Here is a 26,739-nt window from a genome sequence, read left to right as displayed (position 1 = left end):
ATATGCAAGCCATGCACATCGACCCCCTTCTTCGCGCTCTGGCGGAACCCACCCGCCTGCGCATCATGCGTCTGCTGGCGCATATGGAGCTGGCGGTCGGAGAGCTTGCGCTGGTGCTCGACCAGAGCCAGCCGCGAGTATCACGCCACATCCGGATTCTCTGCGATGCAGGCCTTGCCGAGCGGCGCCGCGAGGGCAGCTGGGTGTTCCTGCGCAGCGCAATTCACGAGAGCCGCGAACACAACCGCAGCGTCGGCAGTCTCGGCCCGGCGACCGCCCAGCTCCTGGCGGCGGCAGAGGCAGAGGACATCGGCTTTTCGACCCGCTGCGCCGAAGATCGCCGTCAACTCGCGGCGATTCGAAGTGCAAGGGAAGCAAGTGCAGAGGCATATTTTGCAAGACACGCTTCGGAATGGGACACTTTACGCGCACTTCATGGTGCAGATGAGCCGGTAGAGCAGGCCTTGTGCGCCGCGCTCATGTCCGGCGGCTTGGCCAGGAACAGCGTAAAGAATGAAGAAGGCGCACTCGGCGCCCTGCTCGACGTCGGCACCGGCACGGGTCGCATCGCGCAATTGCTGGCGCCGCGCGCACGCCGCGTGACCGGGCTCGACAAGAGCCCGGACATGCTGCGCCTCGCCCGCGCGCGCTTGCAGGAACTGCCGTCCGACAAGCTCGATCTGGTGCAGGGCGATTTCACCGACCTGCCGTTTGCCACCGCCTCGTTCGATACGGTCACGTTCCATCAGGTGCTCCATTTCGCGCAGCAGCCCGCCACCGTGCTGGGCGAAGCCGCACGCGTGCTCCGCGCAGACGGGCGTATCGCCGTGGTCGATCTGGCCGCGCACGAGCGCGAGGATCTGCGCGAAACCCATGCCCACGCGCGCCTCGGCTTTACCGACGATCAGATGCGCGACCTGCTCGAAACCGCCGGGTTCGCACCCGAGCTGCCGGTCGCCCTGCCCGGCGATCCGCTTACCGTGAAGATCTGGACCGCGACGCGGCTCCCCGATGCGCCTGCACCTGAACACAGTGCCGACGCCGACGACAACAGGAAGGTCATACCCCGATGAATGCCACCGCGCCGCTGCCCGCGGGACCGCTGTTTGCGGACCTGCCCGGTGACGTTTCCGTCTCGTTCGAATTCTTCCCGCCCAAGACGGCGAAGATGGAAGAACAGCTGTGGGACGCCATCGGCCAGCTTGCTCCGCTGGCGCCCAGCTTCGTCTCGGTGACATACGGCGCAGGCGGCACCACGCGCGAACGCACGCATGCGACCGTGGCCCGCATCGCCAGCGAGACCGGCATTCCCGCCGCTGCGCACCTGACTTGCGTGGGCGCCAGCAAGGCCGAGATCGACGAGATCGCCGACCAGTACTGGAACGCGGGCGTGCGCCATATCGTCGCCCTGCGCGGCGACCCGCCGCCGTCGGACGGCGGCCGTTTCGTGCCCCACCCCGATGGCTACACCGGCGCGGCCGACCTCGTGGCGGGCCTGCGCCGCCGCCATGACTTTGACATTTCGGTCGCCGCCTACCCCGAGGTTCACCCCGAGGCGCTGAGCGCCCAGAGCGATCTCGACAACCTGAAGCGCAAGCTCGATGCCGGAGCAAACCGCGCGATCACGCAGTTCTTCTATTCGACCGACGCCTACTTCCGCTTTCTCGACAAGGTGCTGGCAGCAGGCATCGACGCGCCGATCCTGCCGGGCATCATGCCGGTGACGAATTTCGCCGCGATCCGCCGCATGTCGGGCAATACCGAAATCCCGGCGTGGCTGGAGACGATGTTCGACGGGCTCGACGAACGCCCCGGCCCGCGCGCCCTCGTCGCCGCCGTGGCGGCAGCGGACCTGTGCAAGCGCCTCTACGAAGGCGGTGTGCGCGACTATCACTTCTATACGCTCAACCGCGCCGAGCAGGCCTATGCGATCTGCCAGCTGCTGGGCGTGCGTCCCCAAGAGACCCTGACGGAGAATGCGGCATGAGCGCGCGTGAAACCTTCCTCGCCGAGGCTGCCAAGCGCATCCTCATCACCGATGGCGCCTTCGGCACCGAGATCCAGAACTGGAAGCTCTCGGAAGCCGACTATGCGGGCAACCTTGGCCTCAGCCACGAGCAGAAGGGCAACAACGACATCCTCGCGCTGACCAAGCCCGAAGTGCCCGAGGCGATCCACCGCGCCTACTTCGAGGCAGGCGCGGACATTGCCGAGACCAATACCTTCTCGGCCAACCGCATCAGCCAGGCCGACTACGGCGCCGAGCATCTGGTGCGCGAGATCAACCTCGAATCGGCCAAGCTCGCGCGCAAGCTGGCGGACGAGTTCCAGGCCAAGGATGGGCGCCCCCGCTTCGTGGCCGGTGCGATCGGGCCGACCAACAAGACGCTCTCGCTCAGCCCCGACGTCAACGATCCGGGCTATCGCGAGATCGACTGGGACTTTCTCGTCGATGTCTACAAGGAGCAGGCCGCCGCGCTGGTCGAGGGCGGCGCGGACTTCATCCTGATCGAGACGGTTTTCGACACGCTCAACGCCAAGGCCGGGATCATGGCAGTGCGCCATCTGGAGCAGGAACTGGACCGCGAAGTGCCGATCATGCTGTCGATGACGCTGACCGACCTTTCGGGCCGCAACCTCTCGGGCCACACGGTCGAGGCGTTCTGGCACGCGGTACGCCATGCCCGTCCGCTGACCATCGGACTGAACTGCTCGTTCGGCGCCACCCAGCTGCGCCCTCACGTGAAGACGCTGTCCGAAATCGCCGACTGCGCGATCATGATCTACCCCAACGCCGGGCTTCCCAACGAACTGGGCGCCTATGACGAGATGCCCGAGACGACGGCAGGCTTCGTCGGCGAATGGGCGGTCGCAGGCCAGGTCAACGTGCTGGGCGGCTGCTGCGGCTCGACGCCTGCGCACATCGGCGCGATCGCGCAGAAGGTGGCGGGCCTCCCCTCGCGCCAGTTGCCGCGCCTTGAACCGGTGACGCGTCTGGCGGGCCTTGAACCCTTCATCATGCCCGCCTGATCGAGCCTTTCGCGATGTTCGATATCAACGGCTGGCAGGTGCGAGAGGTTGGTGAGCCCAACCTTGAAGACGATCTGGAAGCGATCGCGCTGGTAGGCAGCGCGGCCATTCTGGAGACTTATGCCGGGCTGCTCCAGCGCGCCGACATACTGGCGTTCTGCCGCGACGGGCACAGCGCGGCAGCCTATCGCGGCTATCTGGCCAAGGGCGGGCGCATCTGGCTGGGTGAGGACACCGCGACCGGTTGCCCGCTCGGCTATGCGCTGCTCTGCCCGCCGGAGATCGACCAGGCGCGGGATGGCGATATCGAACTCAAGCGCATCTACACGCTCACCCGCATGCAGGGCTCCGGCCTTGGCAAGGCGCTGATGGCTGCCGCACTCGCAGGTGCGCAAGGTCATCGCCGCCTGCTGCTGGGCGTGAATGCGAAGAACGTCCGCGCGCTGGCGTTCTATGCCCGTCAGGGCTTCGAAACGATCGGCTCGCGCCGTTTCCTTGTGGGCAGCGTCGAACATGACGACTATGTGCTGGCCTGCGACCTCACTGCCCGCGACCTTCTGCCTGCTGCGGCAGGCTGAACCTTCTTATTCTGGACCGACCATGACCAATCCTTCTTCTTCCGGCGCCCGTTTCGTCAACATCGGCGAGCGCACCAACGTCACCGGCTCGGCCAAGTTCAAGAAGCTGGTCATGGCAGGCGACTATCCCGCCGCCATCGAGGTCGCCCGCCAGCAGGTCGAGAACGGCGCGCAGGTGATCGACGTCAACATGGACGAGGGCCTGCTCGACGCCGTTGTGGCGATGACCACCTACCTCAAGCTGCTCGCCGCCGAGCCCGACATCGCGCGGGTGCCGGTGATGGTCGACAGCTCGAAGTGGGAGGTCATTGAGGCGGGCCTCAAGTGCGTGTCAGGCAAGCCGATCGTCAACTCGATCTCGATGAAGGAAGGCGAGGAAGCCTTCCTCCACCATGCCCGCCTTTGCATGGACTACGGCGCCGCCGTGGTGGTGATGGCCTTCGACGAGACCGGGCAGGCCGACACCAAGGAGCGCAAGATCGAGATCTGCGAGCGCGCCTACAAGCTGCTCGTCGGCATCGGCTTCCCGCCCGAGGACATCATCTTCGATCCCAACGTCTTCGCGGTCGCCACCGGCATCGAGGAGCATGATCGCTACGGGCTGGACTTCATCGAGGCTGTCGCCGAAATCCGCGCGCGCTGCCCGCACGTCCACTTCTCGGGCGGCCTGTCGAACCTCTCGTTCAGCTTCCGCGGCAACGAGACGGTGCGCCGCGCAATGCACTCGGTGTTCCTGTATCACGCGATCCCTGCGGGCCTCGACATGTCGATCGTCAACGCAGGGCAACTCGACGTCTATGACCAGATCGATCCGGCTTTGCGCGAGGCGTGCGAAGACGTCATCATGATGCGCCGCCCCGGTGTGGGCGAGGACGGCAAGACCTCTACCGAGCGTCTGATCGAGCTGGCCGAAAGCTACAAGGGCAAGGATGTCGTCGCCGAAAAGGCCGCCGAGGAATGGCGCGGCTGGGACGTGACCAAGCGCATCGAGCATGCGCTGGTGCGCGGGATCGATGCCTATGTGGTCGAGGATACCGAAGAGGCCCGCGCCGCCATCGCTGCTGCCGGCGGTCGCCCGATCGAGGTGATCGAAGGCCCGCTGATGGGCGGCATGAACGTGGTCGGCGACCTGTTCGGTTCGGGCAAGATGTTCCTGCCGCAGGTGGTCAAGTCCGCCCGCGTCATGAAGAAGGCCGTCGCCCACCTGATCCCCTTCATCGAAGCGGAAAAGGACGCCAAGACCAAGGCCAAGGGCCGGATCATCATGGCGACCGTGAAGGGCGACGTCCACGATATCGGCAAGAACATCGTCGGCGTCGTGCTCCAGTGCAACGGCTACGAGGTGATCGACCTTGGCGTCATGGTGCCGTGGAGCAAAATCCTCGAATCGGCGGTCGAGCACGATGCCGACATCATCGGCCTTTCCGGCCTCATCACCCCCTCGCTCGACGAGATGGTGACGGTGGGCGAGGAAATGCAGCGCGCCGGGATGAGCATTCCGCTGCTGATCGGCGGCGCGACGACCTCGAAGGTCCACACCGCGCTGCGCATCGATCCGGCCTACGAAGGCCCGGTGGTCCACGTTCTCGATGCCAGCCGCGCGGTGGGCGTAGCCTCGCAGCTGCTGTCCGACACGCAGGCCGAAGGCTTCAAGGCGAGCGTGGCCGACGAATACGAGAAGGTCCGTATCGCCCGTGAGGGCAAGGGTCAGAGCGACCTGCTCCCCATTGCCGAAGCGCGCGCGAACAGGTTCCCGGCGGACTTCGCGCTCAAGCCCGCTGCGCCGCTCGCGCCCGGCCTTCACGTCTTCGAGGACTGGAGCCTCACGGACCTGATCGAGACCTTCGACTGGACGCCGTTCTTCCGCTCGTGGGAGCTGGCAGGCAATTACCCGGCGATCCTCGATGACGAGGTGGTGGGCGAGAGCGCGCGCAGCCTCCATGCCGATGCGCTGGCGATGCTGGACAAGATCGTTGCCGAAAAGTGGCTGACCGCCAAGGGCGTCTGCGCCTTCTGGCCCGCCCGTGCCGAGGGCGACGATGTGGTGCTGGAAGACGGCCAACTCGGCGAGGTCCGCCTGCCCTTCCTGCGCCAGCAGTTCAAGAAGAGCCGGGGCCGCGCCAACTTCTGCCTCACCGACTTCATCGATCCGGCAGGCAACGACTGGCTGGGCGGCTTCGCGGTGGGCATCCACGGCATCGATGAACACATCGCACGCTTCAAGGCCGCGCACGACGACTATTCGGACATCCTGCTCAAGGCACTGGCCGACCGCTTCGCCGAGGCCTTTGCCGAGAAGCTGCACCAACATGTGCGCACCAGGCTGTGGGGCTATGCACCCGACGAGCAGTTCACCAACGAGGCGCTGATCCGCGAGGAATATCGCGGCATCCGTCCCGCCCCCGGTTATCCGGCCTGCCCGGATCACTCGCTGAAACCCATCCTGTTCGATCTGCTGAAGGCGCAGGATAACGCCGGGATCACCCTGACCGAAAGCCAGGCGATGCTGCCGACCTCGGCGGTCTCGGGCTTCTACTTCGGCCACCCGGACAGCCAGTACTTCGGCGTTGCGCGCATCGGCCGCGACCAGCTGGAAGACTATGCGACACGTCGCGGGATGGACCTGAAAGTTGCCGAACGCTGGCTCCGTCCGAACCTGGATTGAGCTTTGTTGAATACGCCTCCTGCATCCACAGGAGGCTTTCGGCCCGTTCGCGAACAGGCCCGATCAGGCCGATGGCCCCGGCGCACACCGGGGCGACCTGTCGAATCTGCCCACAGCACAGAGCAGGCTCAGCGGCGCAGGTACTGTCCGACCTCACTGTTCCGACGAAACAGGCGCCTGGCGATCAGCCACTCACTGGCCTTTCTGACAGTGGAGTTGAATTTTATGAGCCGCAGGGAATCGGTATCGAGCCGAGGCCTGACCAGAAGGCGCAGCGCGATCTTCAGATCGTTCCAGCGGTACTTGTAATTGAAGTAGTGCCCGGACGACGCCGAAGAAACGTACAGAATATTGCATTTGCGCCTGTTCAGCACAACGATGGCCGACACATACGGCAGCAAATATTCCGGCTTTGTCAAATTCTGTACGTGGTATTCGTAGTTATCGAGAGTGCTGTAGTAGCGCTTGGGATCCTCCGATGCCAGGCAGCGGGAATACTCCTCCAGCCACTCCTGCATGAACGGGCTGTGCCGGGGGGCCGCGATCATCCAGTTTTCGGAGATCGGGCGCGACAGATCCTGCGTGCATTCATCGGAATAGAACAGAAACGCCTCCTGCCCCCGCATCCGCGAGACGATCCAGTCCAGATCCGTAAGCAGCAGTACGCTGGCATCGAGCCAGAAACCTCCGTATTGCGCCAGCAGCGCAAACCTGACGAGGTCGGCATAGTTCGCCTTGGGAAGATCCACGCGAACCTCTGGCAGCGTGATATAGTCTCCCAAGGTCTGCGCGTTCAGAAAATGCAGACGATAATCGGGGCATAGTTCCTGCACCCGCCGTCGGCACACCTCGACGAGTTCGGGAACTTCCAAGCTGTCCCAGTACATCCAGATCGTCTTGGGGACGAGATACCCCTCTTCCGGCATCGCGCAGGCTGGATTGATCTCCAGCCATTGCGGGACGGGTAGCGTCCCCTCCTTTTCGGCAAAGATCGCCAGCGCATCGGCCAGTTTTGCAAACCGCCTAAGCATGGCTCTCCCCTTTGTGCAGCAGCCGGCCGGGCAACCTGCGCAGGGACGCAAGGCGGAATGCATCCCGCTCGAACAGCGTGACACCCGCCCGCTTGAGGAAGATAACCTGCGAGAGCGACATCACGATTTCCGCAGTGGACCACACGATAGCCGTGGTCATGCCACCGCCGCGTGGCAGCACGAAATAGTTCGCGATCAGGCTCACGACCGACACCACGATCTGGATATTCAGGAAGGCCCTGTCATACCCCAGATTGAGCATGACCTGCCCACCGACCAGCAAGCCGTAGAAGACCGCGATCAAGCCGAAAGACAGGACGAGGAAGGTCGGCAACGCAGGGAGAAACGCCTGACCGAAAATGACCGAAATCATCAGTTTCCCGAACAGCAGCATGCCGATCAGCAGGCCGATGCTGAAAAGAACGAAAACCGGCATGTACAGCCTGATGACCTTCAAAGCACCCTCGCGATCCCGGCTCACGCTTGCCGAAAGGATCGGAAACAGGATCTGGAAGAACGGATTAAGCGCCACAGTGCGGATGACGTCGATCAGTTTTTGCGCCGAGGAGTAATAGCCGATCTCCTGGACCCCGGAAAAAGCGCCCAGAAGCACGATCCCTCCCGAGGTGTACAGGCTAGTCGATACGGCGGAGAAAAACAGGATCTTGTCCTCGCCGATCATCTTCAGGCACTCGGAGGCAGGAGGGATCGCCAATCTTATCCGGTATTTGCGCAAGACGACGATAAGGCCGAACAGCCCGGAGACGACGGCCGCCCCATTGAGAATCAGGACATAGGTAACGACATCTTTGGGCGCCCTGATGACCAACAGGATCAGCGCAAAAGTGGCAGCCTTGGCCGCAAAGGAGATCAGGGCAATCGTCCTGAAATCGCCTTTTGCCTGCAGGAACCAGACCTGATTGAACAGCATGGCCAGGCAGGTCAGGAAGGTTGCCCAGGCCAGCCCCATGTTGTTCCGGAGATCGTCGAACATCCAGGTCATCGCCGCGAAAATCACGAGACACAGCGAAAAGATGTAAACCTGCGACATGAATATGGCCGAGAAAACCTTCTCGGCATCCGCCTCCCCCTTCGCCAGGCGGCGCACACCGGTATAATTGAAGCTATAGTTCACCGCCAAAGCGAAATAGCTGACTATCGCTGCGACGTAATTGATCAAGCCAATATTGGACGGCCCGAATATGCGCGAAACAAGTGGGATCGTGACAAGCGGAAACGCATAATTCGCAACCTGCACGAAAAACATGTAAGAGAAATTCTGCAGATGCTTTTTCATGAAATGCCCTGCATCCTCGCAGAAACTCCCCAGCCTGCCGTCATCATCCGCCAACCGCCGTTACCGTGCCTGCACGGTCACGATCGGGAGGTTCCAGCGCCGGCACGCCTCGGACGAACATTCCGCGCGCGCCGATGCTGCCAGCTCAATAAAAGTCGTGAACCTTGAGGGTGTCGACATCGGCAAGACCCAGATCTGCGGCATTGCCGCGGGCATCGATGACTCTTGCGAACCCGGCAGACGCCAGTTCCGCCTTGTCCCACACCATCAGGCTATCCATCTCCGGCAGGTGCGCGAAGCTGTAACCCAGGTTTTGCCCGGTCAGCGCGTCCGGCTTGATCTGCGGATCCCAGATCTTCAGATCGTAGCCCGCATTCAGAAGGCGGCGAGCCAGATCGACATTCGGGCTTTCCCGCAGATCATCGCTGTTCTTCTTGAAAGCCAGGCCGTTGAGCAGCACTTTCGCGCCCGGGGCCAGTCCATTGATCGACCGTTCGAAAATGAACAGCTTGTGCGCTTCGTTGGACCGCATGATTGCATCAACGACGAAGGTCTGCGCCCCGGCCTCGTTCGAGAGGTACGTGAGCGCGCGAACGTCCTTGGGCAGGCAGGAACCACCAAAGGCGCCGCCCGGACGAAGATAGTACGGCGAAATGTTGAGCTTCGTATCCGCCACGAAGATTTCATGGACCTGCGCAGCGCTTACGCCCTCGGCATCGCAGATGCGGCCCAGTTCGTTGGCGAAGGCCACTTTCAGCGCATGGAACGTGTTGTCGACGAACTTGGTGATTTCGGCCTCCCGATAACCGACGACGAACGTCGGCGCATCGATACCGGCATAGAGACGCGCTACATTCGCGCTCAGCGTCCCGTCGCGGGTTCCCACCACGATCTTGGGGGGGGCGTAATAATCCTTGATGGCAGTCGATTCCCGCAGGAACTCGGGATTGTAGACCAGTTCCACCACACCTTCGTCGCCGCCGAGGAAGTTGCGGAAGATCGGCGCGATCAGCCGGTCGATAGAACCGGGGCGCATTGTCGAACGGTACATGACCGTAAGCGGGTTTCCTGCCCGGTCCAGCGGCGCGACTGCGACTGCGATCTGCCGGGAGACCTCGGCGATGAAACCCATGTTATGGGAGCCATCGACCGCGCTGGGCGTACCGACGCACACGATGGCGATATCCGCATCGCGCAAGTGATCGCCAACCTCCTGGCTGGCGCGCAGACGACCTTCGGTGACCCCCTTTGCCAACAGCTCTTCAAGGCCGGGCTCGAAGATCGGGCTTTTACCCGCATTGACCTGAGCGACCTTGCTGGCGCTGATATCGATACCGGTCACATCGTGCCCATCGTTGATCAGACAGGCCGCTGACGTCAGTCCGACATACCCGATCCCGAAAATGACAATCTTCAATGTGGTTCCCCTCTTTGAACGGCTGATACTGGAATGTCCTGCGCACGCAGCGCGGACGATCTATCGATTGCCAGGCACAGGCCGACGTACCGGGCGGCGGCCCTTGGCAATACGGGCAATTGCGGCGCACACCCCCATGAGCACGGACAGCCAGACCTGCGCGTTCAGCCAGACAGACACGCTGATAAGCCCGAACACCAGCACCGCAAGGCTGATTGCCGCAGCCACGACCAGATCGCGATCCGGCCCCCGCTCGCTACGGGCAGACCGGATCAGCGAGACGATCGTGGCAACCGGCACGGCCAGAGCGAAAACGACCGCAGGAAAACCGAACTGCACTGCAACGTTCAACCAATAGTTGTCGATGGAATCGGTCATCCACGACTCGTGCTGCCAAGGCCCCCAGGCGACGCCGAACCAGGGGTGGTTGACGACGCTGGCAGAGCCATACCGCCAGATCAGGGTGCGATAGTAGGCGCTTCCGCCGTTGAGCGCCGCCATCTGCAGCATACCCCAGAGCCCGCGCTTGGTCCCCACTTCGGCGGCGATCGCAAAAATGATCGCGGCCCAGAAAAACTTGGACCAACTCAACTGCGGCACCTTGCGGACGAGCCGGTCGTATATCATCAAGACAGCCTGGACGAACAACGCGAAGAATGCCGAAGAACTGATCGAAAACAGCGAGAACAGGCCACTCACCATCAGCATCGTACGAGGCCATCCGCGCATGGACCCGCGCCAGGCGAAAGGCAGCAGGCTGCTGAGGATCAGACCGGCCAGAATCGGGTGAGCCCACGGCCCCATTGCACGCAGAAGTCCGAAGCGCATGAGCTTGTCTGGAGAGTCATACGTATCGATGTTCATTTGCGCATTGCCGGCGACCTTAACCGCCAATGGCTGCACAATGTAATGCCGCGTAACCGATTCCAGCGGCATGAACACCGTCGCGAGGAAATACGGGATGGCGATCATCACCAGCAAACGCCTCACATCTCGGAGGCTGCGGATATTCCACGCTGCCAGACAATAAGCGACGCCAATGTCCACTGCCATGGATCCGCCCGAGTTCACCGCATGATCGAGCCCCTGGACAACGGCGACCGACAAGAAAATCCAGCCACACAGGGCCAGGATCAGCAAGTCGACATTTCGTACAGGGGCACGCCCCTTTACGAGATCAAAGGCCAGCCAAGGGATCGCGGCCAGCAGGAAGAAGCGGTACAGCGGCAACACCGCTCCCAGATTCAGCGCGAATTGTGGCGGAAGCAGCGAAACGGCAATCGTAATTGCCAGATAAGTCAGCTGGGGCTGTGCGACCGCTGCCTGAACCGCACCGCCAGGCCTTCCACGCGGACCGATATCGGCGCGACGCCTCGGCTGCAGCGGAACTGTGCCGGCGCCCGGAACGGGAATGGGATTGGACGGCACAAGGCACCTCATCAGCAAAAGCCCGTCGCGCGAGCCTTAATGGAAAACGCCTAACAGCTAGGCGAGACGTTTGCACTCCACAGGCGCAACAATTTCGGGGAAGCGAAAGGTCCGTTACTCGCTTTGCGGCGATGCGGCCGACTGTACTGCAAGTGGCATGCGCAAAAAAATAGCCTCGGCCACTCAAAGCAACCGAGGCTATTCCAACCGTTATCGGTCGGCAAACAGAAGGCTAAGGAGCCTTACTGAGCGCCGTCCGACTTGTTGTCATGGTGGTGGCTCTTGGTGGCGGCATAGATACCGCCAGCCGCCGCAGCGACACCAAGACCAGCGAGCACGAACGTGCCGCCGCTTGCCTTGTGGCTGCCCTTGACCGAGGCCGAGGCACGAACCGGCATGGCCGACGAAGCCTTGGTGCCGGCCTGTGCGATCGCCGGAGCGGCAACCAGGCCAACTGCAGCAACCGAGGTGAGAATCTTACCAAATTTCATGGGGCGCCTCCATTAGTACCCAATGCTGGACGTATTCCGGAGCAATATATATACTGCACCGCACAACGCAACGCAACAAATAATGCGACGGTTCCAAAGTGAAATCATCGTCCATAAAATTTATCATTACATTGGCATTAATCACCGCGCCAGCCGAAAATCGCGCATATGCCAACAACACAGAACAACACCCATGGCCAATACTAATTCATGAATACATGAATAGAGTTAACGTTATAAGCTGGAAACTTAAAAATCAGGCCGCTGGATTATGCACGCGTACTTCCACAGATATAGGTATATCAACAGATAACCGCGAGGCTTACCAGAGCAAGCTCTGGAAACAACTATACGCAACTGTCCATATGGGCGAGATGCCACAAGTGGTATCCGTTGCCCCCGATAGTCCAGCTGCACGCGCAGGAATGCAGATCGGCGATGACATCGCAGCGATAGATGGCGTTCCGATCGCCAAGATCAAGGCGAACATCCCTGACCCCGCTCTGTTATCCGATGCATTACTTGACCAGTTTTCCAAGATTCCTGAAGGGCATAGCATTTCAATTTCCGTCATTCGCGGCACCGGGACACGGGACCTGAAAGTCACGGCACAGCGGGCCTGCGCAGGCAAGGCCATTGTCGAAACAACGGGCGGCCTCGACCTTCAGAGCGATGCCCGCAATGTCGCCATCGGGACCGACACCATTGCCGGGATGCACAACGACGATGAACTCGCCCTCCTGCTGGGACACGAGTTCGGGCATGTGATTGACCACCATCGCGACCTGCATAACGTCACGGCGATCCGTCAGCAGGAAGAACAGGCCGATCTTCTGGGAATGGCGCTGGCCAAGTGTGCCGGTTACGATGTGGAGCGCGGGCTGCAGTTCTGGGTGCGCTTTCGCAAGCGCCCGTTGGGCTGGATCTTCTCTGACCCAACGCATGGGTCGGTCAAGGACCGCATCACCCGGATGCACGCAGCGCTGCCTGCCGTACAGTGCCCCCTCTCGCGCTATGCGGACGGAACACTGCCGGCAGCGCAGATCGGTTATTCGCGCCCGACCGACGAATAGCTGAAGCCAAGCGCACGAACCGCGTCGGGCTTGTAGATGTTGCGCAGATCCACCAGCACCGGCGCCTTGGCGAGTTGACGCACGCGCTGGAAGTCGAGCGCGCGGAACGCATCCCACTCGGTGGCGATCACCACCGCATCGGCTCCTTCGATCGCCTCGTAAGTGCCCTTGTGCATCTCCACACCCGGCATCAGCGGCCGCGCCTGCTCCATGCCCTCGGGGTCGTAGGCCGCAACGGCGACACCGGCATCTTCCAGCGTCTGTGCGACCGCGATGGCAGGCGAATCCCGCATATCGTCGGTGTTGGGCTTGAACGTCAGCCCCAGCAGCGCCACGCGCTTGCCGCGCGCCGCCTCTGGGCCGCCGAGCGCCTCGATGACCTTGCGCCCCATCGCCCGCTTGCGACTTTCGTTGACCTTCACGACCGCCTCGACGATACGCACCGGACTGTCATAGTCCTCGGCGGTCTTGAGCAGGGCCAGCGTGTCCTTGGGGAAGCACGAGCCGCCATAGCCCGGCCCGGCGTGCAGGAACTTCGAGCCAATACGGCCATCGAGCCCGATCCCGCGCGCCACGTCCTGGACGTTGCCGCCGACCTTCTCGCACAAGTCCGCCATCTCGTTGATGAAAGTGATCTTGGTCGCGAGGAAGGCGTTCGCGGCGTACTTGATGAGTTCGGCGGAACGGCGCGAGACGAACAGGATCGGCGATTCGTTGAGGAACAGCGGCCGATAGACTTCCTGCATCACCTCGCGCCCGAAATCGTCCTCGACGCCGAGGACGATACGATCGGGACGCTTGAAATCGCCGATCGCGGCGCCTTCGCGCAGAAATTCGGGATTGGAGACGACCGCCACGCGGTGCGGGGTGCCGCTGTCTCGCAGGATCCGCTCAACCTCGTCGCCGGTGCCGACCGGCACGGTCGACTTCGTGACCACGACCGCATCGCCTTCGAGCGCCTCGCCCACCTCGCGCGCGACCGCGTAGACGAACGAGAGGTCGGCGTGGCCGTCACCGCGGCGCGAAGGCGTGCCGACTGCGATGAAGATCGCATCTGCGCCGCGAATGCCCTCGGCAAGATCGGTAGTGAACGAAAGGCGGCCCGCCTGCACGTTGCTGCCGACCAGCGCGGCGAGCCCCGGCTCGTAGATCGGCATCACCCCATCGTGCAGGCGATCGATCTTCGACTGGTCCTTGTCGATACAGACGACATCGTGACCGAAGTCGGCGAAACAGGCTCCGGATACGAGGCCGACATAGCCCGACCCCACCATGGCAATCTTCATGCAAACACCTTGATTTCAGGTTTCATGCGCCCCCTACACCCGGCGGGCGTCGAAGGCAAAATGCGTACAGCGCGGCTATCAGTCGCGCGCATGATAGGCGCGATACCAATCGACGAAGCGCGGAATTCCAACCTCGACAGAAGTCCGCGGCGAATAGCCGGTGTCCCGCACAAGCGCGTCGATATCGGCATAGGTTGCGGGCACATCGCCGGGCTGCATCGGCAGCATCTGCATGTTCGCTTTCACCCCGCAGGCCTCTTCCAGCACGGAAATCACGCGAAGCAGTTCTTCCGGGCGGTTGTTGCCGATGTTGTAGACCGCATGCGGTTTCGAAGACCCCCCGGGCTTCACCGCACCGTCATCGAGCGGCGGGCGGTCGAGGCAGGCAAGGACTCCGGCGACAATATCGTCGATATAGGTGAAGTCCCTGTGCATCCGGCCATGATTGTAGACCTCGATCGGGCGCCCGGCGAGCATCCGCTCGGTGAACTTCCAGAGCGCCATGTCAGGCCGTCCCCAGGGCCCGTAGACCGTGAAGAAACGCAGCCCGGTCAACGGGATGCGGAACAGATGGGCATAAGTCTCGCTCATCAGCTCGTCGGCTCGCTTGGTCGCGGCATAGAGCGAGACGGGATGGTCGGTGCGATCCTCCACCGCGAAGGGCTGCTTCACATTGCCGCCATAGACCGAACTGGAACTGGCATAGACCATGTGCCCGACCTGCCGCGCCCGTGCGAGTTCGAGCATGTTGACATGGCCCGCCAGGTTGGAGGCGACATAGGCCTGAGGATTCTCAAGCGAATAGCGCACGCCCGCCTGTGCTCCCAGATGGATGACCGACGCAAAATCCTCGCCCTCCAGCCCCGCGTTCAAGGCGGCCATGTCGGAGAAGTCGATATGCCTGAAGCAGAACGCGGTCCCCGCCTGCTCTTCCAGCCGCTTCAGACGCGCATGCTTGAGCGCAACCGGATAGTATTCGTTGAGATTGTCGATGCCGATGACGGCCTGTCCCCGCGCGACAAGCGCCTCGGAGACAGCGGCGCCGATGAACCCGGCAGCACCCGTCACCAGAATCCTGCCTTTCGAAGAGAGATCGGAAACTGTCGTCACCTTGGCACCTTATTCTTGTGGACTCCTGAAACAGGGGCCGCTTGCGCCCGCCTTTAGCGATCATTCATGAAGGCGGGCTTACGAAAATCTAACCTGTTCGCGCTACAGGCTTGAGGCGAGGCAGGCCAGCCCATATCCCTGAACTATCGGGCTCGGGCGATGGACGAGGACATATGATGACCAGCAAACCTACCGTACTCGTGACCGGCGGCGCGGGCTATATCGGCAGCCATGCCGTGCTCGCGCTGCAGGATGCCGGTTGGCCGGTGTGCGTGATCGACAATCTGGTGACGGGCTTCCGCTTCGCGGTGCCGCACGACGTGCCGTTCTACGAGGGAAACATCGAGGACACTGCGTTGCTGGCACGGATATTTGCCGAACAGCGTGTTGGTGCAGTGATGCACTTCGCAGGATCCGTGGTTGTCCCGGAATCGGTGTCCGACCCGTTGAAATACTACCACAACAACACGGCCCGGAGCCGCACCCTGATCGCTGCATGCGTTGCGGCATCGGTCCCGCACTTCATCTTCAGCTCGACGGCCGCCACTTATGGAACGCCATCGGTCGCCGCCGTCACCGAAGACACACCGCAGCTTCCGATCAACCCTTATGGCATGTCGAAGCTGATGACCGAAATCATGCTCGGCGATGTGTCCCGCGCCGCTGCCTTCAATTACTGCGCGCTGCGCTATTTCAACGTCGCCGGCGCCGACCCCCAGGGACGCGTAGGCCAGTCGACCGCCGGAGCGACCCACCTGATCAAGGTCGCTGTCGAAGCCGCACTCGGCAAACGGCAGCATGTCGGCGTGTTCGGGACCGATTTCGACACGCCAGACGGCACCGGAGTGCGCGACTATATCCATGTCTCGGACCTCGCCGCCGCGCATGTTCTTGCTCTCGAAGCGCTGATCGCGCAGCCGACGCGCTCGCTGACCCTGAACTGCGGCTACGGGCGAGGCTTCTCCGTGCTCGAAGTGCTCGATGCGGTCGATCGCGCGACGAATACGAAAATCGACCGCCGCCTGGAAGGCCGCCGGGCAGGCGATCCGGGATGCCTGATTTCCGACAACTCCCGGATTCTCGCGACTTTGCCATGGGCACCCCGTTATGCCGATCTCGACACGATGATCGGCCACGCGCTGACATGGGAGCGCAAATTGACCATGCTTCAGCCGGTTGCGGAGCAGGCCTGACATCTGAAGGCTGCAAATGCCAAAAAGGGGCCCTCCACTGTGCCGGAGAGCCCCTTCTTTTTTTCCGTTCCGCAGATCTGCCCTTGGAGGGCGGACCGTTATGATCAGAAGGCGATCGAAAGACCCGCGCGCAGCGAGTAGTCCGAATAGTCCGAACTCTGTTCGGTACGCAGCGCCAGCTGCCAGGTGAAGTCGTAGCCACCGGCCAGCATGCGTGCTTCGCCGATCCAGGCACCCTTCAGGCTATCGGCCTGGATCGTGAACGGATCGCCGTCCTCGAAGTTCGCCGTCGTGTCACCCAGCGAGCCCGAGAGCACCGAACGGCGACCACCTTCGAATTCGAAGGTCAGCGGGCGCCAGTCTTCGGAGATCTTGCCCAGCGAGTAGGAAGCCGTGACCGTGGTGGTCGCGGTGGTCGACTTGCTGGTGCGGCCATCGACGGTCAGGTTGAGCGCGTCGTAATCGCCGGTTTCGGTGTAGCCACGCTCCTTGAGGTAGAACTGCTCCAGTTCGACCTTGGGCTTCAGGCTGAAGCGGGTCGAAACCTTGGCGCGATAGGTTGCGCCGAGCAGGCCGGAGTAGAGCCAGCCGCCCCACTTGCCGTCCGCGCTCTCGGTGAAGTCCGTGCCGTCGATGGTGCCGGTGTAGGTACGGGTCGAATCGACCGAAACCTTCGAGGCGCCAATCCGCGCGTAAGCCAGCAGCGGCCCCTTGTCGTAGCGCCAGAAGGCACCGAAGTCGTTCTGGCCAAGGTCGAGCTTCTGCGACCCGCCGTTATCCTTCACCGTGCTGCTCAGGTAAGCATAGGACACGCCGAAGTAGCCCAGCTTGGTCTTCTTCTCGAGCCCGAGGGTGATGCCCCAGCCGCTGTCCTTGTAACTGGCGGTGCCCGTCGCACTCTTGCTGTCACGCCAGTAGACCGGCTGCAGCCACCCGCCGACATCGCTGATGCTGAAGCGGTTGGTGTCCTCGCCCACAGGGCGCGAGACGAGTCGCGTGCCCTGCGTCACGGCATCGAAGATACCGCCTGCATGATCCGGCAGCATCGAGGCCACCTGCTTGCGCAGCGTCGCCTGGTCCTCGACGTCAAGCAGGCTGCTCGTCATGTTGTCGTCGTTCTGCGCGGTCGAATAGATCGCATCCCAGGCCGAAGCCTGCGAACTGGTGAGGCCCAGTTCCGATGCGGTCTTGCGCGAAATCGTCAGGTCCACGCTGTTGCCGTCGACCGCGACCGTGCCGTCGAAGATATACGGCACGCTGGAGCTGAGCGTACCGGTGGTCGTCAGGTTGTCCGCCGTCAGCACCGTATAGGTGCCTTCCGCATTGGCCAGGCTCGAAATATTGGCCGAGATCAGCGTTCCGTCGCCCAGGTTGGCGTTGGTCACCGAATAAGTCGAACTCGTTCCGGTATCGCCATCGACATACACCGCCAGCGTACCGCCGTTGGTGACGTTCAGCGTGTTGAAGCTCACCGTACCGGCGGCATCCGAAATCAGGCTGCCGCCATCGACGTTGACCGTGAGATTTCCGGCATTGGAGAAGCTACCGGTGTACTTGGCGCTGTCCGAAATGTTGACGGTGCCGGTGTTGCCCGCAAAGTCCATCGTGCCGGTGTACGTGGCGGTATCGGAGAGGTTCGCCGTGCCGGTGCCGCCGAAGTAGACATCGCCTTCGTATTCGGCGTCGCTGGAGACATTCAGCGTGTCGCTGCCGGTACCGAAGTAGGTATCGCCATTGATCAGGCCGGTCTCTTCGTTGATCGTGTCATCGCCCGAACCGGTATGGATATCGCCGACGATGCTGGCGTAGACCGTCGTGTCGGTCGTGCCATCGGCCTCGTTGCTGGCTTTGGTGGCGGCATCGGTGGAGTTGAGGTACTGATTGATCGTGACGCCGGTGGTGTTGGCGGACAAGTCAATCGCCGTCAGCGTATCGCCCGAGGTGCCGGTCGCCCCGATATAGCCGGTGTTGTTGATCGTCGTCAGCGTGCCTGACAGATCCTGGATCGCGGTTGCCGAACCTTCGCCGCCAGCCGAGACCGCAGCCGAGATCGTGCCCTCGTTGTAAAGCGAGGTCACCGTCGACCCCGAGTTGATGAGCAGCGCGGTCGAACTGCTGTCCACGGTCGAGGCCGTGAGCGTGCCCGAGACGCCGATACCGTCGGTCAGCGTGACATTGCCGCCCTGACCGCCGATGACCACGCCATAGGCGTCGGTCTGCGAGTAGTACGAGCTGCTGGAGACAGTGCCGTCGATCGCCAGCGAGTAGGTGCCGGTGTCGCTCACCACGCCGCCGATGGTAGTATCGCTGGTCCCGCCGATCAGCAGCGCCGCGCCGTTGCCGTAGTTGACGATCGAACCGGCGTTGCCGTTATCGTCGGTGTCATCGCCATCGGGAATGTAGATGCCGCCATCAACGCTACCGGCAATCGAGACGGCAGGCGTCCCGGCATTCAGTGCTTCACGGCCCAGAACAACCGTCGAACCTGCATCGTCGGTGTAGCTGTAGCTCTTGGTGAGCGTGCCTTCGAGCGTCACGCTACCGGTCACGTCGCCGTTGATCGCAACGGCGCTGGTTCCCTCCCCGATGGCTGTGATGGCACCAGCGATGTCAACGTTGCCATCCACCGCCTGGGTTGAAATACCGACACTGTTGTTACCGAGAACCTTGATCGAGCCGTCTTCGGTCTGGGTCACATCGCCGGTGTAGTCGCCAGCAAGCACGATGCCGCCCGAATCGTTGCCGTCGACAGAGATCGTACCCGAGTTCGAAATCGATCCGGCGCTGGTAGCACCCGAGGCAACATAAATTCCGTAGCGATCGCTAGCCGAGGCTGTCACGTTCGTCGTCGTCGAATCAGGGTTGTACGTCTCGAGAACCGAAATCGTGCCGGCGTTGCTGATCGTCGAGGTGGTGCCTGCGTTCACGTAGATCGCGCTGGCGCTGTCACCGGTGCCGCCCGTAATGGTGCCGTTGTTGGTGACGGCGTTGTTGCTGTCTACCGTGACGGCGGCGCCGCTCTTGACGGTCAGCGTGCCGGAATCGGCGACGGTGAGATCGCCGGTGCTCGAGGTGGTCTGCGCGGTGGTGGAATCACCGCTGATCTTGGTCGCCGCCAGCGCCGGATGGGCGGCAAGAGCCAGCACCATCGCACCGAGGCTCGAGGATGTCTTGAGAGAGGGCATATTGGCTTTCTACTGTCTGGCAACAGGGGTACGCCGCAGCACCCCCATGGTATCTGACGAAAGGCTCAGTGTCGCGATGACCCAAGCGTCGGATGACAGGATGGTCCCCTGGTATGCCGGAGCCCTTCGGGATCGCTTCGCCATCTGACAATGTCAGTCATGGCGACGCTGCCGATCGAACAGCCGTACATTGGGTAAACCCTCCCCGTTCTCACGGCGGAAAGCCGCAAGGTGGAAGGGGTTTGGCCATGGGCATTTGCCGGAAAATTTCACCAGTTCATCGCATTGTTACCGCCCCGACGGCGACTGCTACAAATCGCGACAATTTGGTGAAATAGAGCGACGTCCACTCCATCGCAAAGGTTTGCGAGAGGCCGAAAGACGCCAAAAGGCCCACCCGAATTTCCACCGGGCAGGCCATTTGTTGCAATTATTATCGAATCACCGCGGCTGCGGCTCGGTCGATGCCGAAGGAACGAAGAGATACCCTTCGTTGCGGACGGTGCGGATGATGTCCTGACCACCCTCGCCATCCGACAGCTTGCGACGAAGGCGACTGAGCTGCACATCGATCGCGCGATCGTAGTGCTCGCTGTCCTCCCCACGCGACCAGTCGAGTAACTGGTCGCGGGTCAGCACCCGGCGCGGATGCTCGGCAAAGGCGCGCAGCAAACGGAACTCACCGTCCGACAGCGAGATAAGCCGGTTCGCCGGATCGAACAGCAGGCGTAGGCCAAGGTCCATCCGCCAACCCGCGAAATAGAGGCATTCGCCGGAGTGGATCTCGTTATCGCCTGAGCGCGGCGAAGCGGAAATCGTATTGTCGGCAACGAGATGGAGCAATGGCGCGCCGGTCTCGCGACGACGCAGAACAGTCCGGATGCGCGCCAGAAGCTCGCGCGGATTGCAGGGCTTGGCGAGATAATCGTCCGCCCCCATCTCCAGGCCGACGATACGATCGACGTCGCTTCCGACCGCGCTCAGCATGATGACCGGCGGCGCGTCAGGCCCCAACTGGCGAAGCGCGGTCAAGCCATCTTCACGCGGCATCATCACGTCGAGCACGATCAGATCGAAACGCCCCTGCGCGAGATGCTCGCGCATGGCCGGCGGATCTGCGGCGGTTACGGTGTCGTACCCGTGCTTGGCAAGAAACTCGCCGATGAGCGAACGGATACCTTCGTCGTCATCGACGATCAGGATTCGGGTCTGCATGTCCATCACGGGATTTTCTAGGCTCATTGCCCGAAGATAGAAAGGCTGCGTGCCAGCGGCATTTCAGCGATTGATACAGCTCGCGACAGTCATGCAACAGTGTGAAACCGACCTGAAATCGGTCAGCAAACTGCCCCCTGCACTCAGAACAGCATGAACAGTCAGGCAAGGCTTGGCCCGTTATACAGAATGTTTCGTGCACCAACTTCGGCGCCCCCCGTCGAGATACCGCACGATTCGGCATTCTGTAAAATGGGCAAGACCGCCGGCACCGGGGTTGCCGCCAAGACCCCTGCCGGCCCCGGGGCCGTTGGCTTAGCAGGAATTGTTGTCGCACCCGCCCTGCTTTCCAACGGCCTCGGAATTGCAACAAGGATCGGCTAGATGCCGCTCCAGGCCGTCAGCCCGAAACGAATCGCGCCGTCAGCTGCGACGTTCGGGTCTGACCTGAAGGTTTTACGAGGTGACCGTTCCCGCACCGCTTTCGGGCAGGCGGGGACGCGGAGCGGGCTCAGGAGGGATGTGTCCCTCTCTCCTGTGCCCGCTTCGCAAAACGCCCGAGATCGAAACACACCTTGCGCAACCGCTCGTTTTCGACGCCGAATCGTGGCATGGGAGCGCGCATGAAGTCTCCTTCCACCACGCGCCTGAAGGGTCTGCCCCTGGCGGTGCAGATGATCGCGATGCTTGTCTGCGCGCTCATCGCCGCACAGCTGGTAACGCTGGCCCTCACGGTGATGCTTCCGCCGAGTCCGACCGCGCGCTGGAGCATCGACGAGGTCGTCGATGCGCTTACCAACCGGCAACTGGCCGACAGGCTTGAACGCAAGACCATGGCCGGGCCGCCCGATGTAAGCGGCGAGGGATGGCTGGTGTCCGAATCCTCGCGCGATGTACTTGCCAAACGGCTCGGCGTTGACCGTCGTAACGTGGTGCTGGCGTTTTATACCCAGCTGCCTGTCGGCGGTGTCGCAGTCCCGGCCAAAGCCCGCTCGCCACTGTCCGATTTCGCCGACAATACGCCGGCGGGTCCGGCCATTCCGCATTGGCTGGGCCTTTCCTCGCTGCTGATCGAGGTCGCCCACGCCCAATCCATCCCCGGCGGACCGCCCAGCATCGGGCAAAGCGCCAGTCCGATGCGCTTCCCCGGCGGCCAGTTTCCCGGCGGTCGCCTGCCGGGCGGACGATTGCCCGGCGGTGGCATGCCCGGCGGGCGCTTCCCCGGCGGACACCTTCCCGGCAATCATCTTCCCGGCGGCGGTGGCGTTACCCCCGGCGCCCAGCCGACCGGAACCCGGAACCCGGACGGCACCATGCCCTCCCGCACGCCCGGCAATGGCTTCACCGGCACCAGCCCGGAAAGCACGCTTGTCACTGGCAGTTCCAGTGTGACCGATCACGGCTATCAGCAGATCCCCAATTTTGGACAGAACCCTGCGACGGCCCTGATCGGTAACGGCATCGGCGGCGAAGTCGGCGCTCAGGGCATGGGGCCGGCTCACAACCCGGGCTTCGTGTCCGCACCACTGAACGCCGCGCGCCCGGCCGGGCTGTCAGGGCCGCTCGTAATCGACAGCCCTGCGGCAAAAGCGGGTGACGATGCCGATGGCAGCGCGGATATGACCCGTCGTCCAGCCGTGCGCACGCCAATCGCCATGGCAAGCAGCGCCCCGGCCCAGGCTGCCGGGCTGATCGACGATCTCAATCCTGTCTCTGTCGAGCGCAGCGCCGCGCTGGCGCGCCAAGCCGCTTTCGATGCCACCGTGGCGGGCACACCGCAGCCGATCCCGTTCCGTCGCTCGAACGAGAGCCTGTTCGCCTTCGCCTCGCCGCCATTCATCGAAGGCGATTTCATCGCTGCCGCCCGTCAGCCCGACGGCCGCTGGATCGCGGTTGCGCCACGCGCGGAACCGTTCCCCAACGCCTGGCAGAAGCGCGTGATGCTGTGGTTCGCGCTCTCGCTGCTGATCACCAGCCCGCTGGCCTGGATGTTTGTGCGCCGCATCGTGCTGCCCTTGCGCGAATTTGCCCGCGCTGCCGAACAACTGGGACGCGATCCTTCCGCGATGATCCTGCCGCTGTCCGGGCCTGCCGAAATCGGTCGTGCGGCCAACGCCTTCAACCAGATGCGCAACCGGGTCCGTTCCTTCGTCGACGATCGCACCGCCATGGTCGGCGCGATCAGCCACGACCTGCGCACGCCGCTGACCCGGCTGCGGTTCCGGATCGAGGATGTGCCGGACGAGCAGCGCGAAGGTCTGCTGCGGGAAGTCACCGAAATGGAAGCCATGATCAGTCAGGTCATTGCCTTCATCCGCGACGCCTCGACACCCGGCCCACGCGAACGTTTCGATTTCGCAGATCTGATCAGCCGCAGCGTCGACGATGCGCAACTGGTCGGCGGCGACGTCAAGCTGGAGCGCAATGCCCACATACCGGTCGATGTCGATCCCGTCGGCATCCGGCGCCTGATCGGCAATCTGCTCGAAAATGCGATCAAGTACGGCGCAACACCGGTTCGCGTGCGCGCGAGCCTGCGCAACGGCGAGGCCGTGGTCGAGATCATCGACAACGGCACCGGCATTCCCGAAGAGGAATTCGACCACGCGTTCGAGCCGTTCTATCGCAGCGAAGCGGCGCGCAAATCCGGGCAGAAAGGGACCGGGCTAGGCCTCGCCGTCTGTCGCTCGATCGCCAGAGCGCACGGCGGGGACGTCACATTCCAGCACACCAGCGACGGGTTCGTGGCACGGCTGTCGCTGCCGGCATCCTACGAACAGACCCGTCGTCGTCCGGCGGAACCGGTCCTGCGCAAGGCTGCATGACCGCAATGCACGTCCCGCGTTTCGCCCTTCTGGCGGCAGGCACTCTGCTGTGCCCCGGCCTCGCCTGCGCCCAGCAGAGCGAGAATGGCACGCCCTTGGTAACGGCGACTGGCACTGCGCCTGCGGCAACGACGCCCGCCAAGGACGACGATGGGCAGATTGAAGTTCCTGCTGCTTCCGATAATGCCGAAGGCTCGACACCGCTCTGGTCTGCAGAAGCCTCCGGCGGCATCAGCCAGCGCGATGACGGTCCGGACGGTTCATGGCAGACGCTCTCGCTGAGCCGTCAGGTCGGCAAGGCCTACGTGCGGGCCGGGTTCATGCGCTATCGCGGAACGCTGGTGCAATCGGACACCGCGCTGCCTTCCACGTATTATGTCGGCACTCTGGGTGCTGGCGGGAACTTCCACAACTGGGTCACCGATGTCTGGGGCAGTTTCGGCGTTCAGGACTACGGCAGGATTTCCAGCTCACTGGGCAGCCGGGAAAGTACAGGTCCCAAGTCCAGCGATTACGAGGCATTCGGCGCCGATTTCGGCAAGATCATACCCTTCGCCAAGCTCTGGTATCTGACGGCCACCGTCACCGGCTCCTACGCGCACGGCAAACTGCTTCGCCCCGCGCCCGATTACTCCGGGCTCATCGACGCGGAAACCGACGAGCCGACCTGGTCGGCCTCGGGCACCCTTCGCCTCGATCGCGCTTTCGGCAACCACGCCGAGAACTATGTCGGTCTTTCGGTAACGCGGGCCTGGAGCAGCAATGCCGTCTCCGATATCCGCTATTCCTCCACCGAATATGCCAACGCCACCAGCTTCGCGACGATGATTTCCAGCAACCATATCGCCGACAGCTGGTTCGAAGTGGGTGCCAGCACGAATCTGCAGGTGACGCACAGGCTCTATCTGGACCTGTTCGCAACCCGCAGTTTCGAGGCCAAGTCCGGCGCCACGACGAGCGCCGGGATCACTTTGCGCCGCGCCTTCTAAACCGCCATGCCAAGGCGCTGAGATGCTGACGCATCACGCCTTGGGAATGTTCAAGCGCCACACGGGCTTAACCAAAGCCCGATGATTCAAGCTCATCGGGCTTTGGTGTCAAAAGGCTTCCACGTCGAGCGCCATCATCGAGGCCTTGCCGGACTTGATCGCGAGGAACGCCGCAGTCGCCTGCGGCAGGATACGGTCGAAGAAGAACTGCGCCGTCGTGATCTTGGCCTTGTAGAAACCGGCCTCTGCACTGCCTTCCTCCAGCTTCGCGCGGGCCAGCACCACCGACTTGGCAAAGCAGTGGCCCATCGCGACAAGCCCCATCAGGCGCAGGTAGTCGGTCGCCGCAGCCCCCGCTTCTTCGGGGTCTTTGAGGCCCTTCTGTGCGATCGTTCCGGTCGAGAGCTGAAGCGCCCCGAACGCCTGCTCAAGCGCCTTGAACAGAGGCCCGGTCCCCTCGTCATCCTTATGCGCCTCGATGAAGGCGGCAACCGGATGGAAGAACGCGCGCAGATAGCGCCCCATGTGCGCGGGCAGCTTGCGGCCGACCAGATCGAGCGCCTGGATGCCGTTGGTGCCTTCGTAGATCATCGCGATCCGGGCATCGCGGGCATATTGCTCCACCCCGCTCTCGGCGATGTAGCCGTGGCCGCCGTAAACCTGCACCGCAAGGTTCGCGCTCTCGAAGCCGAGGTCGGTGAACAGCGCCTTCACCACTGGGGTCATCAGCGCGATAAAGTCTTCCGCGTTCTGCTTCACCGCCGGGTCCGTGGCGTGCTTCTGCGCATCGAGCGCGCGAGCGACCCAGCCGGTGATCGCGCGACAACCTTCGTTGTAGGCGCGCATCGTCATCAGCATGCGGCGCACGTCGGGGTGGACAATGATCGGGTCTGCCGGGCCCTTGGGGTTCTTCACGCCGGAGAGTGAGCGCCCCTGCAGGCGATCCTTGGCATACCACACCGCCGCCTGATAGGCTGCTTCACCAACGCCAAGGCCCTGTACGCCCACCGAGACTCGCTCGGTGTTCATCATCGTGAACATCGCCTCCATGCCCTTGTGCGGCTTGCCGACCAGCCAGCCGGTGGAACCATCGAAGTTAAGCTGGCAGGTGGCCGAGCCCTTGAGCCCCATCTTGTGCTCGATCGCGGCGACCGACACCCCATTCGCAGCGCCCGGCGTACCGTCCTCTTTCGGCAGGTACTTGGGCACCAGCAGCAGGCTGATCCCCTTCACGCCTTCGGGCGCATCGGGAAGCCGCGCGAGCACGAGGTGGATGATGTTCTCGGTCAGGTCATGCTCGCCCGCCGAGATGAAGATCTTGGAACCCGAAACCTTGAACGAGCCATCGCCCTGCGATTCGGCCTTGGTGCGCAGCATGCCGAGGTCGGTGCCGCAATGCGGTTCGGTAAGGCACATCGTGCCCGACCACGTACCCTCGACCATCTTGGGCAGGTAAGCCTGCTTCAGTTCGTCACTGGCATAGCCCTCGATCGCGGTGGTCGCGCCGTGGGTCAGGCCGGGATAGAGCGAGAACGAGAGGTTGGTCGAGCAGATCATCTCCTCGGTCATCTTGTTGACCGTCTCGGGCAGGCCCTGCCCGCCCCATTCGGGATCGGAGGCGAGCGCACACCAGCCGCCCTCGCGGAACATGTCATAGGCTTCCTTGAAGCCCTTGGGCGTGCGCACCACGCCGTTTTCCAGCGTACAGCCCTCGATATCGCCGCTGCGGTTCAACGGCAGGAGCACGTCCTTGGCGACCTTGGCCGCCTCTTCGAGCACCGCGTCGACCAGATCGGGGCTGAACTCTTCCAGAGCCTCCAGACCGCCGAACCCGTCGTCTTCGTGAAGCTCGTGGAGCACGAACTTCATGTCGCGCAAGGGGGCTTCATAGACCTGCATTTTCACTCTCCGTCGGATCGGGCGCAC

The 26,739-nt window shown here is 62.7% G+C and carries 19 protein-coding genes; 9 read left to right on the top strand and 10 right to left on the bottom strand.

What is annotated here, in order from left to right; all coding sequences use genetic code 11:
- The first annotated feature begins 11 nt into the window (after positions 1–11).
- The 5 genes from AC3EC3_RS11605 to metH are packed head-to-tail and all read left to right on the top strand — an operon-like array spanning position 12 to position 6,273.
- Entirely contained in the window at positions 12–1,073 is a 1,062-nt protein-coding gene (locus AC3EC3_RS11605) for a metalloregulator ArsR/SmtB family transcription factor (protein ID WP_488489753.1), read from the top strand.
- Complete coding sequence (metF, locus tag AC3EC3_RS11600) at positions 1,070–1,987, top strand: methylenetetrahydrofolate reductase [NAD(P)H] (protein WP_488489752.1); 918 nt, start codon at positions 1,070–1,072, stop codon at positions 1,985–1,987. The genes AC3EC3_RS11605 and metF overlap by 4 nt, the downstream gene beginning before the upstream one ends.
- A complete protein-coding gene (locus AC3EC3_RS11595) occupies positions 1,984–3,030 on the top strand; it encodes a homocysteine S-methyltransferase family protein (protein ID WP_488489751.1) in 1,047 nt (348 codons plus the stop codon). Before metF ends, AC3EC3_RS11595 begins: the two co-directional genes overlap by 4 nt.
- A 14-nt stretch (positions 3,031–3,044) precedes the next feature.
- The gene (locus AC3EC3_RS11590; RefSeq protein WP_488489750.1) at positions 3,045–3,608 is read left to right on the top strand and encodes a GNAT family N-acetyltransferase; all 564 of its coding nucleotides are present in this window, start codon (positions 3,045–3,047) and stop codon (positions 3,606–3,608) included.
- Positions 3,609–3,630: 22 nt separating this feature from the next.
- Entirely contained in the window at positions 3,631–6,273 is a 2,643-nt protein-coding gene (gene metH, locus AC3EC3_RS11585) for a methionine synthase (protein ID WP_488489749.1), read from the top strand.
- A 128-nt stretch (positions 6,274–6,401) separates the two neighbouring features.
- On the opposite strand, the gene AC3EC3_RS11580 is transcribed toward metH, so the two are convergent.
- From AC3EC3_RS11580 to AC3EC3_RS11560, 5 genes are all read right to left on the bottom strand, one after another.
- Positions 6,402–7,304, bottom strand: a complete 903-nt coding sequence (locus tag AC3EC3_RS11580) for a glycosyltransferase family 32 protein (RefSeq protein WP_488489748.1) — start codon at positions 7,302–7,304, stop codon at positions 6,402–6,404.
- Complete coding sequence (locus AC3EC3_RS11575) at positions 7,297–8,601, bottom strand: oligosaccharide flippase family protein (RefSeq protein WP_488489747.1); 1,305 nt, start codon at positions 8,599–8,601, stop codon at positions 7,297–7,299. Before AC3EC3_RS11575 ends, AC3EC3_RS11580 begins: the two co-directional genes overlap by 8 nt.
- Positions 8,602–8,746: 145 nt before the next feature.
- The gene (locus AC3EC3_RS11570; protein ID WP_488489746.1) at positions 8,747–10,018 is read right to left on the bottom strand and encodes a nucleotide sugar dehydrogenase; all 1,272 of its coding nucleotides are present in this window, start codon (positions 10,016–10,018) and stop codon (positions 8,747–8,749) included.
- A 60-nt stretch (positions 10,019–10,078) separates the two neighbouring features.
- Positions 10,079–11,446: a hypothetical protein gene (locus AC3EC3_RS11565; RefSeq protein WP_488489745.1), complete on the bottom strand. Its 1,368-nt coding sequence runs from the start codon at positions 11,444–11,446 to the stop codon at positions 10,079–10,081.
- Between the two features lie 242 nt (positions 11,447–11,688).
- The gene (locus AC3EC3_RS11560; RefSeq protein WP_488489744.1) at positions 11,689–11,937 is read right to left on the bottom strand and encodes a hypothetical protein; all 249 of its coding nucleotides are present in this window, start codon (positions 11,935–11,937) and stop codon (positions 11,689–11,691) included.
- A 218-nt stretch (positions 11,938–12,155) separates the two neighbouring features.
- Here AC3EC3_RS11560 and AC3EC3_RS11555 point away from each other — a divergent pair, with 218 nt between their 5' ends.
- Positions 12,156–13,010 (top strand): PDZ domain-containing protein, encoded by an 855-nt coding sequence (locus tag AC3EC3_RS11555; protein ID WP_488489856.1) that lies wholly within the window; start codon positions 12,156–12,158, stop codon positions 13,008–13,010.
- Here AC3EC3_RS11555 and AC3EC3_RS11550 read toward each other — a convergent pair.
- Entirely contained in the window at positions 12,986–14,296 is a 1,311-nt protein-coding gene (locus tag AC3EC3_RS11550; RefSeq protein WP_488489743.1) for a UDP-glucose dehydrogenase family protein, read from the bottom strand. The genes AC3EC3_RS11555 and AC3EC3_RS11550 overlap by 25 nt on opposite strands.
- 78 nt (positions 14,297–14,374) lie before the next feature.
- Positions 14,375–15,406, bottom strand: a complete 1,032-nt coding sequence (locus AC3EC3_RS11545; protein WP_488489742.1) for an NAD-dependent epimerase/dehydratase family protein — start codon at positions 15,404–15,406, stop codon at positions 14,375–14,377.
- 176 nt (positions 15,407–15,582) lie between these two features.
- Here AC3EC3_RS11545 and galE point away from each other — a divergent pair, with 176 nt between their 5' ends.
- Complete coding sequence (gene galE / locus AC3EC3_RS11540; protein WP_488489855.1) at positions 15,583–16,599, top strand: UDP-glucose 4-epimerase GalE; 1,017 nt, start codon at positions 15,583–15,585, stop codon at positions 16,597–16,599.
- 104 nt (positions 16,600–16,703) lie between these two features.
- Here the strand turns inward: galE and AC3EC3_RS11535 are convergent, their stop codons facing one another.
- Complete coding sequence (locus AC3EC3_RS11535; protein WP_488489741.1) at positions 16,704–19,784, bottom strand: autotransporter domain-containing protein; 3,081 nt, start codon at positions 19,782–19,784, stop codon at positions 16,704–16,706.
- 441 nt (positions 19,785–20,225) lie between these two features.
- Complete coding sequence (locus AC3EC3_RS11530) at positions 20,226–21,005, bottom strand: response regulator (protein WP_488489854.1); 780 nt, start codon at positions 21,003–21,005, stop codon at positions 20,226–20,228.
- A 617-nt stretch (positions 21,006–21,622) separates the two neighbouring features.
- Here AC3EC3_RS11530 and AC3EC3_RS11525 point away from each other — a divergent pair.
- Both AC3EC3_RS11525 and AC3EC3_RS11520 read left to right on the top strand, forming a co-directional pair.
- Complete coding sequence (locus tag AC3EC3_RS11525) at positions 21,623–23,824, top strand: ATP-binding protein (protein ID WP_488489740.1); 2,202 nt, start codon at positions 21,623–21,625, stop codon at positions 23,822–23,824.
- Positions 23,821–24,813 carry an autotransporter outer membrane beta-barrel domain-containing protein gene (locus AC3EC3_RS11520; protein WP_488489739.1) on the top strand — a complete coding sequence of 331 codons (993 nt, stop codon included), beginning with the start codon at positions 23,821–23,823 and terminating at the stop codon, positions 24,811–24,813. The genes AC3EC3_RS11525 and AC3EC3_RS11520 overlap by 4 nt, the downstream gene beginning before the upstream one ends.
- Positions 24,814–24,921: 108 nt before the next feature.
- Here AC3EC3_RS11520 and AC3EC3_RS11515 read toward each other — a convergent pair whose 3' ends face one another.
- On the bottom strand, positions 24,922–26,712 hold the full coding sequence (locus tag AC3EC3_RS11515) for an acyl-CoA dehydrogenase C-terminal domain-containing protein (protein WP_488489738.1): 1,791 nt from the start codon (positions 26,710–26,712) through the stop codon (positions 24,922–24,924).
- Positions 26,713–26,739: the final 27 nt, after the last annotated feature.

It is taken from the genome of Novosphingobium sp. BAM6 (genome assembly GCF_057784955.1).
This window is presented reverse-complemented; position numbering and strand designations above follow the sequence as displayed.

Excerpts from the sequence above, each read along its gene's own strand:
- metH (WP_488489749.1), top strand. The coding sequence starts at position 3,631 with ATGACCAATCCTTCTTCTTCCGGCGCCCGTTTCGTCAACATCGGCGAG.
- AC3EC3_RS11550 (WP_488489743.1), bottom strand. The coding sequence starts at position 14,296 with ATGAAGATTGCCATGGTGGGGTCGGGCTATGTCGGCCTCGTATCCGGA.
- AC3EC3_RS11555 (WP_488489856.1), top strand. The coding sequence starts at position 12,156 with ATGAATAGAGTTAACGTTATAAGCTGGAAACTTAAAAATCAGGCCGCT.
- AC3EC3_RS11595 (WP_488489751.1), top strand. The coding sequence starts at position 1,984 with ATGAGCGCGCGTGAAACCTTCCTCGCCGAGGCTGCCAAGCGCATCCTC.
- AC3EC3_RS11580 (WP_488489748.1), bottom strand. The coding sequence starts at position 7,304 with ATGCTTAGGCGGTTTGCAAAACTGGCCGATGCGCTGGCGATCTTTGCC.
- AC3EC3_RS11535 (WP_488489741.1), bottom strand. The coding sequence starts at position 19,784 with ATGCCCTCTCTCAAGACATCCTCGAGCCTCGGTGCGATGGTGCTGGCT.
- galE (WP_488489855.1), top strand. The coding sequence starts at position 15,583 with ATGACCAGCAAACCTACCGTACTCGTGACCGGCGGCGCGGGCTATATC.
- AC3EC3_RS11605 (WP_488489753.1), top strand. The coding sequence starts at position 12 with ATGCACATCGACCCCCTTCTTCGCGCTCTGGCGGAACCCACCCGCCTG.
- AC3EC3_RS11560 (WP_488489744.1), bottom strand. The coding sequence starts at position 11,937 with ATGAAATTTGGTAAGATTCTCACCTCGGTTGCTGCAGTTGGCCTGGTT.
- AC3EC3_RS11530 (WP_488489854.1), bottom strand. The coding sequence starts at position 21,005 with ATGGACATGCAGACCCGAATCCTGATCGTCGATGACGACGAAGGTATC.
- metF (WP_488489752.1), top strand. The coding sequence starts at position 1,070 with ATGAATGCCACCGCGCCGCTGCCCGCGGGACCGCTGTTTGCGGACCTG.
- AC3EC3_RS11575 (WP_488489747.1), bottom strand. The coding sequence starts at position 8,601 with ATGAAAAAGCATCTGCAGAATTTCTCTTACATGTTTTTCGTGCAGGTT.
- AC3EC3_RS11520 (WP_488489739.1), top strand. The coding sequence starts at position 23,821 with ATGACCGCAATGCACGTCCCGCGTTTCGCCCTTCTGGCGGCAGGCACT.
- AC3EC3_RS11515 (WP_488489738.1), bottom strand. The coding sequence starts at position 26,712 with ATGCAGGTCTATGAAGCCCCCTTGCGCGACATGAAGTTCGTGCTCCAC.
- AC3EC3_RS11525 (WP_488489740.1), top strand. The coding sequence starts at position 21,623 with ATGAAGTCTCCTTCCACCACGCGCCTGAAGGGTCTGCCCCTGGCGGTG.
- AC3EC3_RS11590 (WP_488489750.1), top strand. The coding sequence starts at position 3,045 with ATGTTCGATATCAACGGCTGGCAGGTGCGAGAGGTTGGTGAGCCCAAC.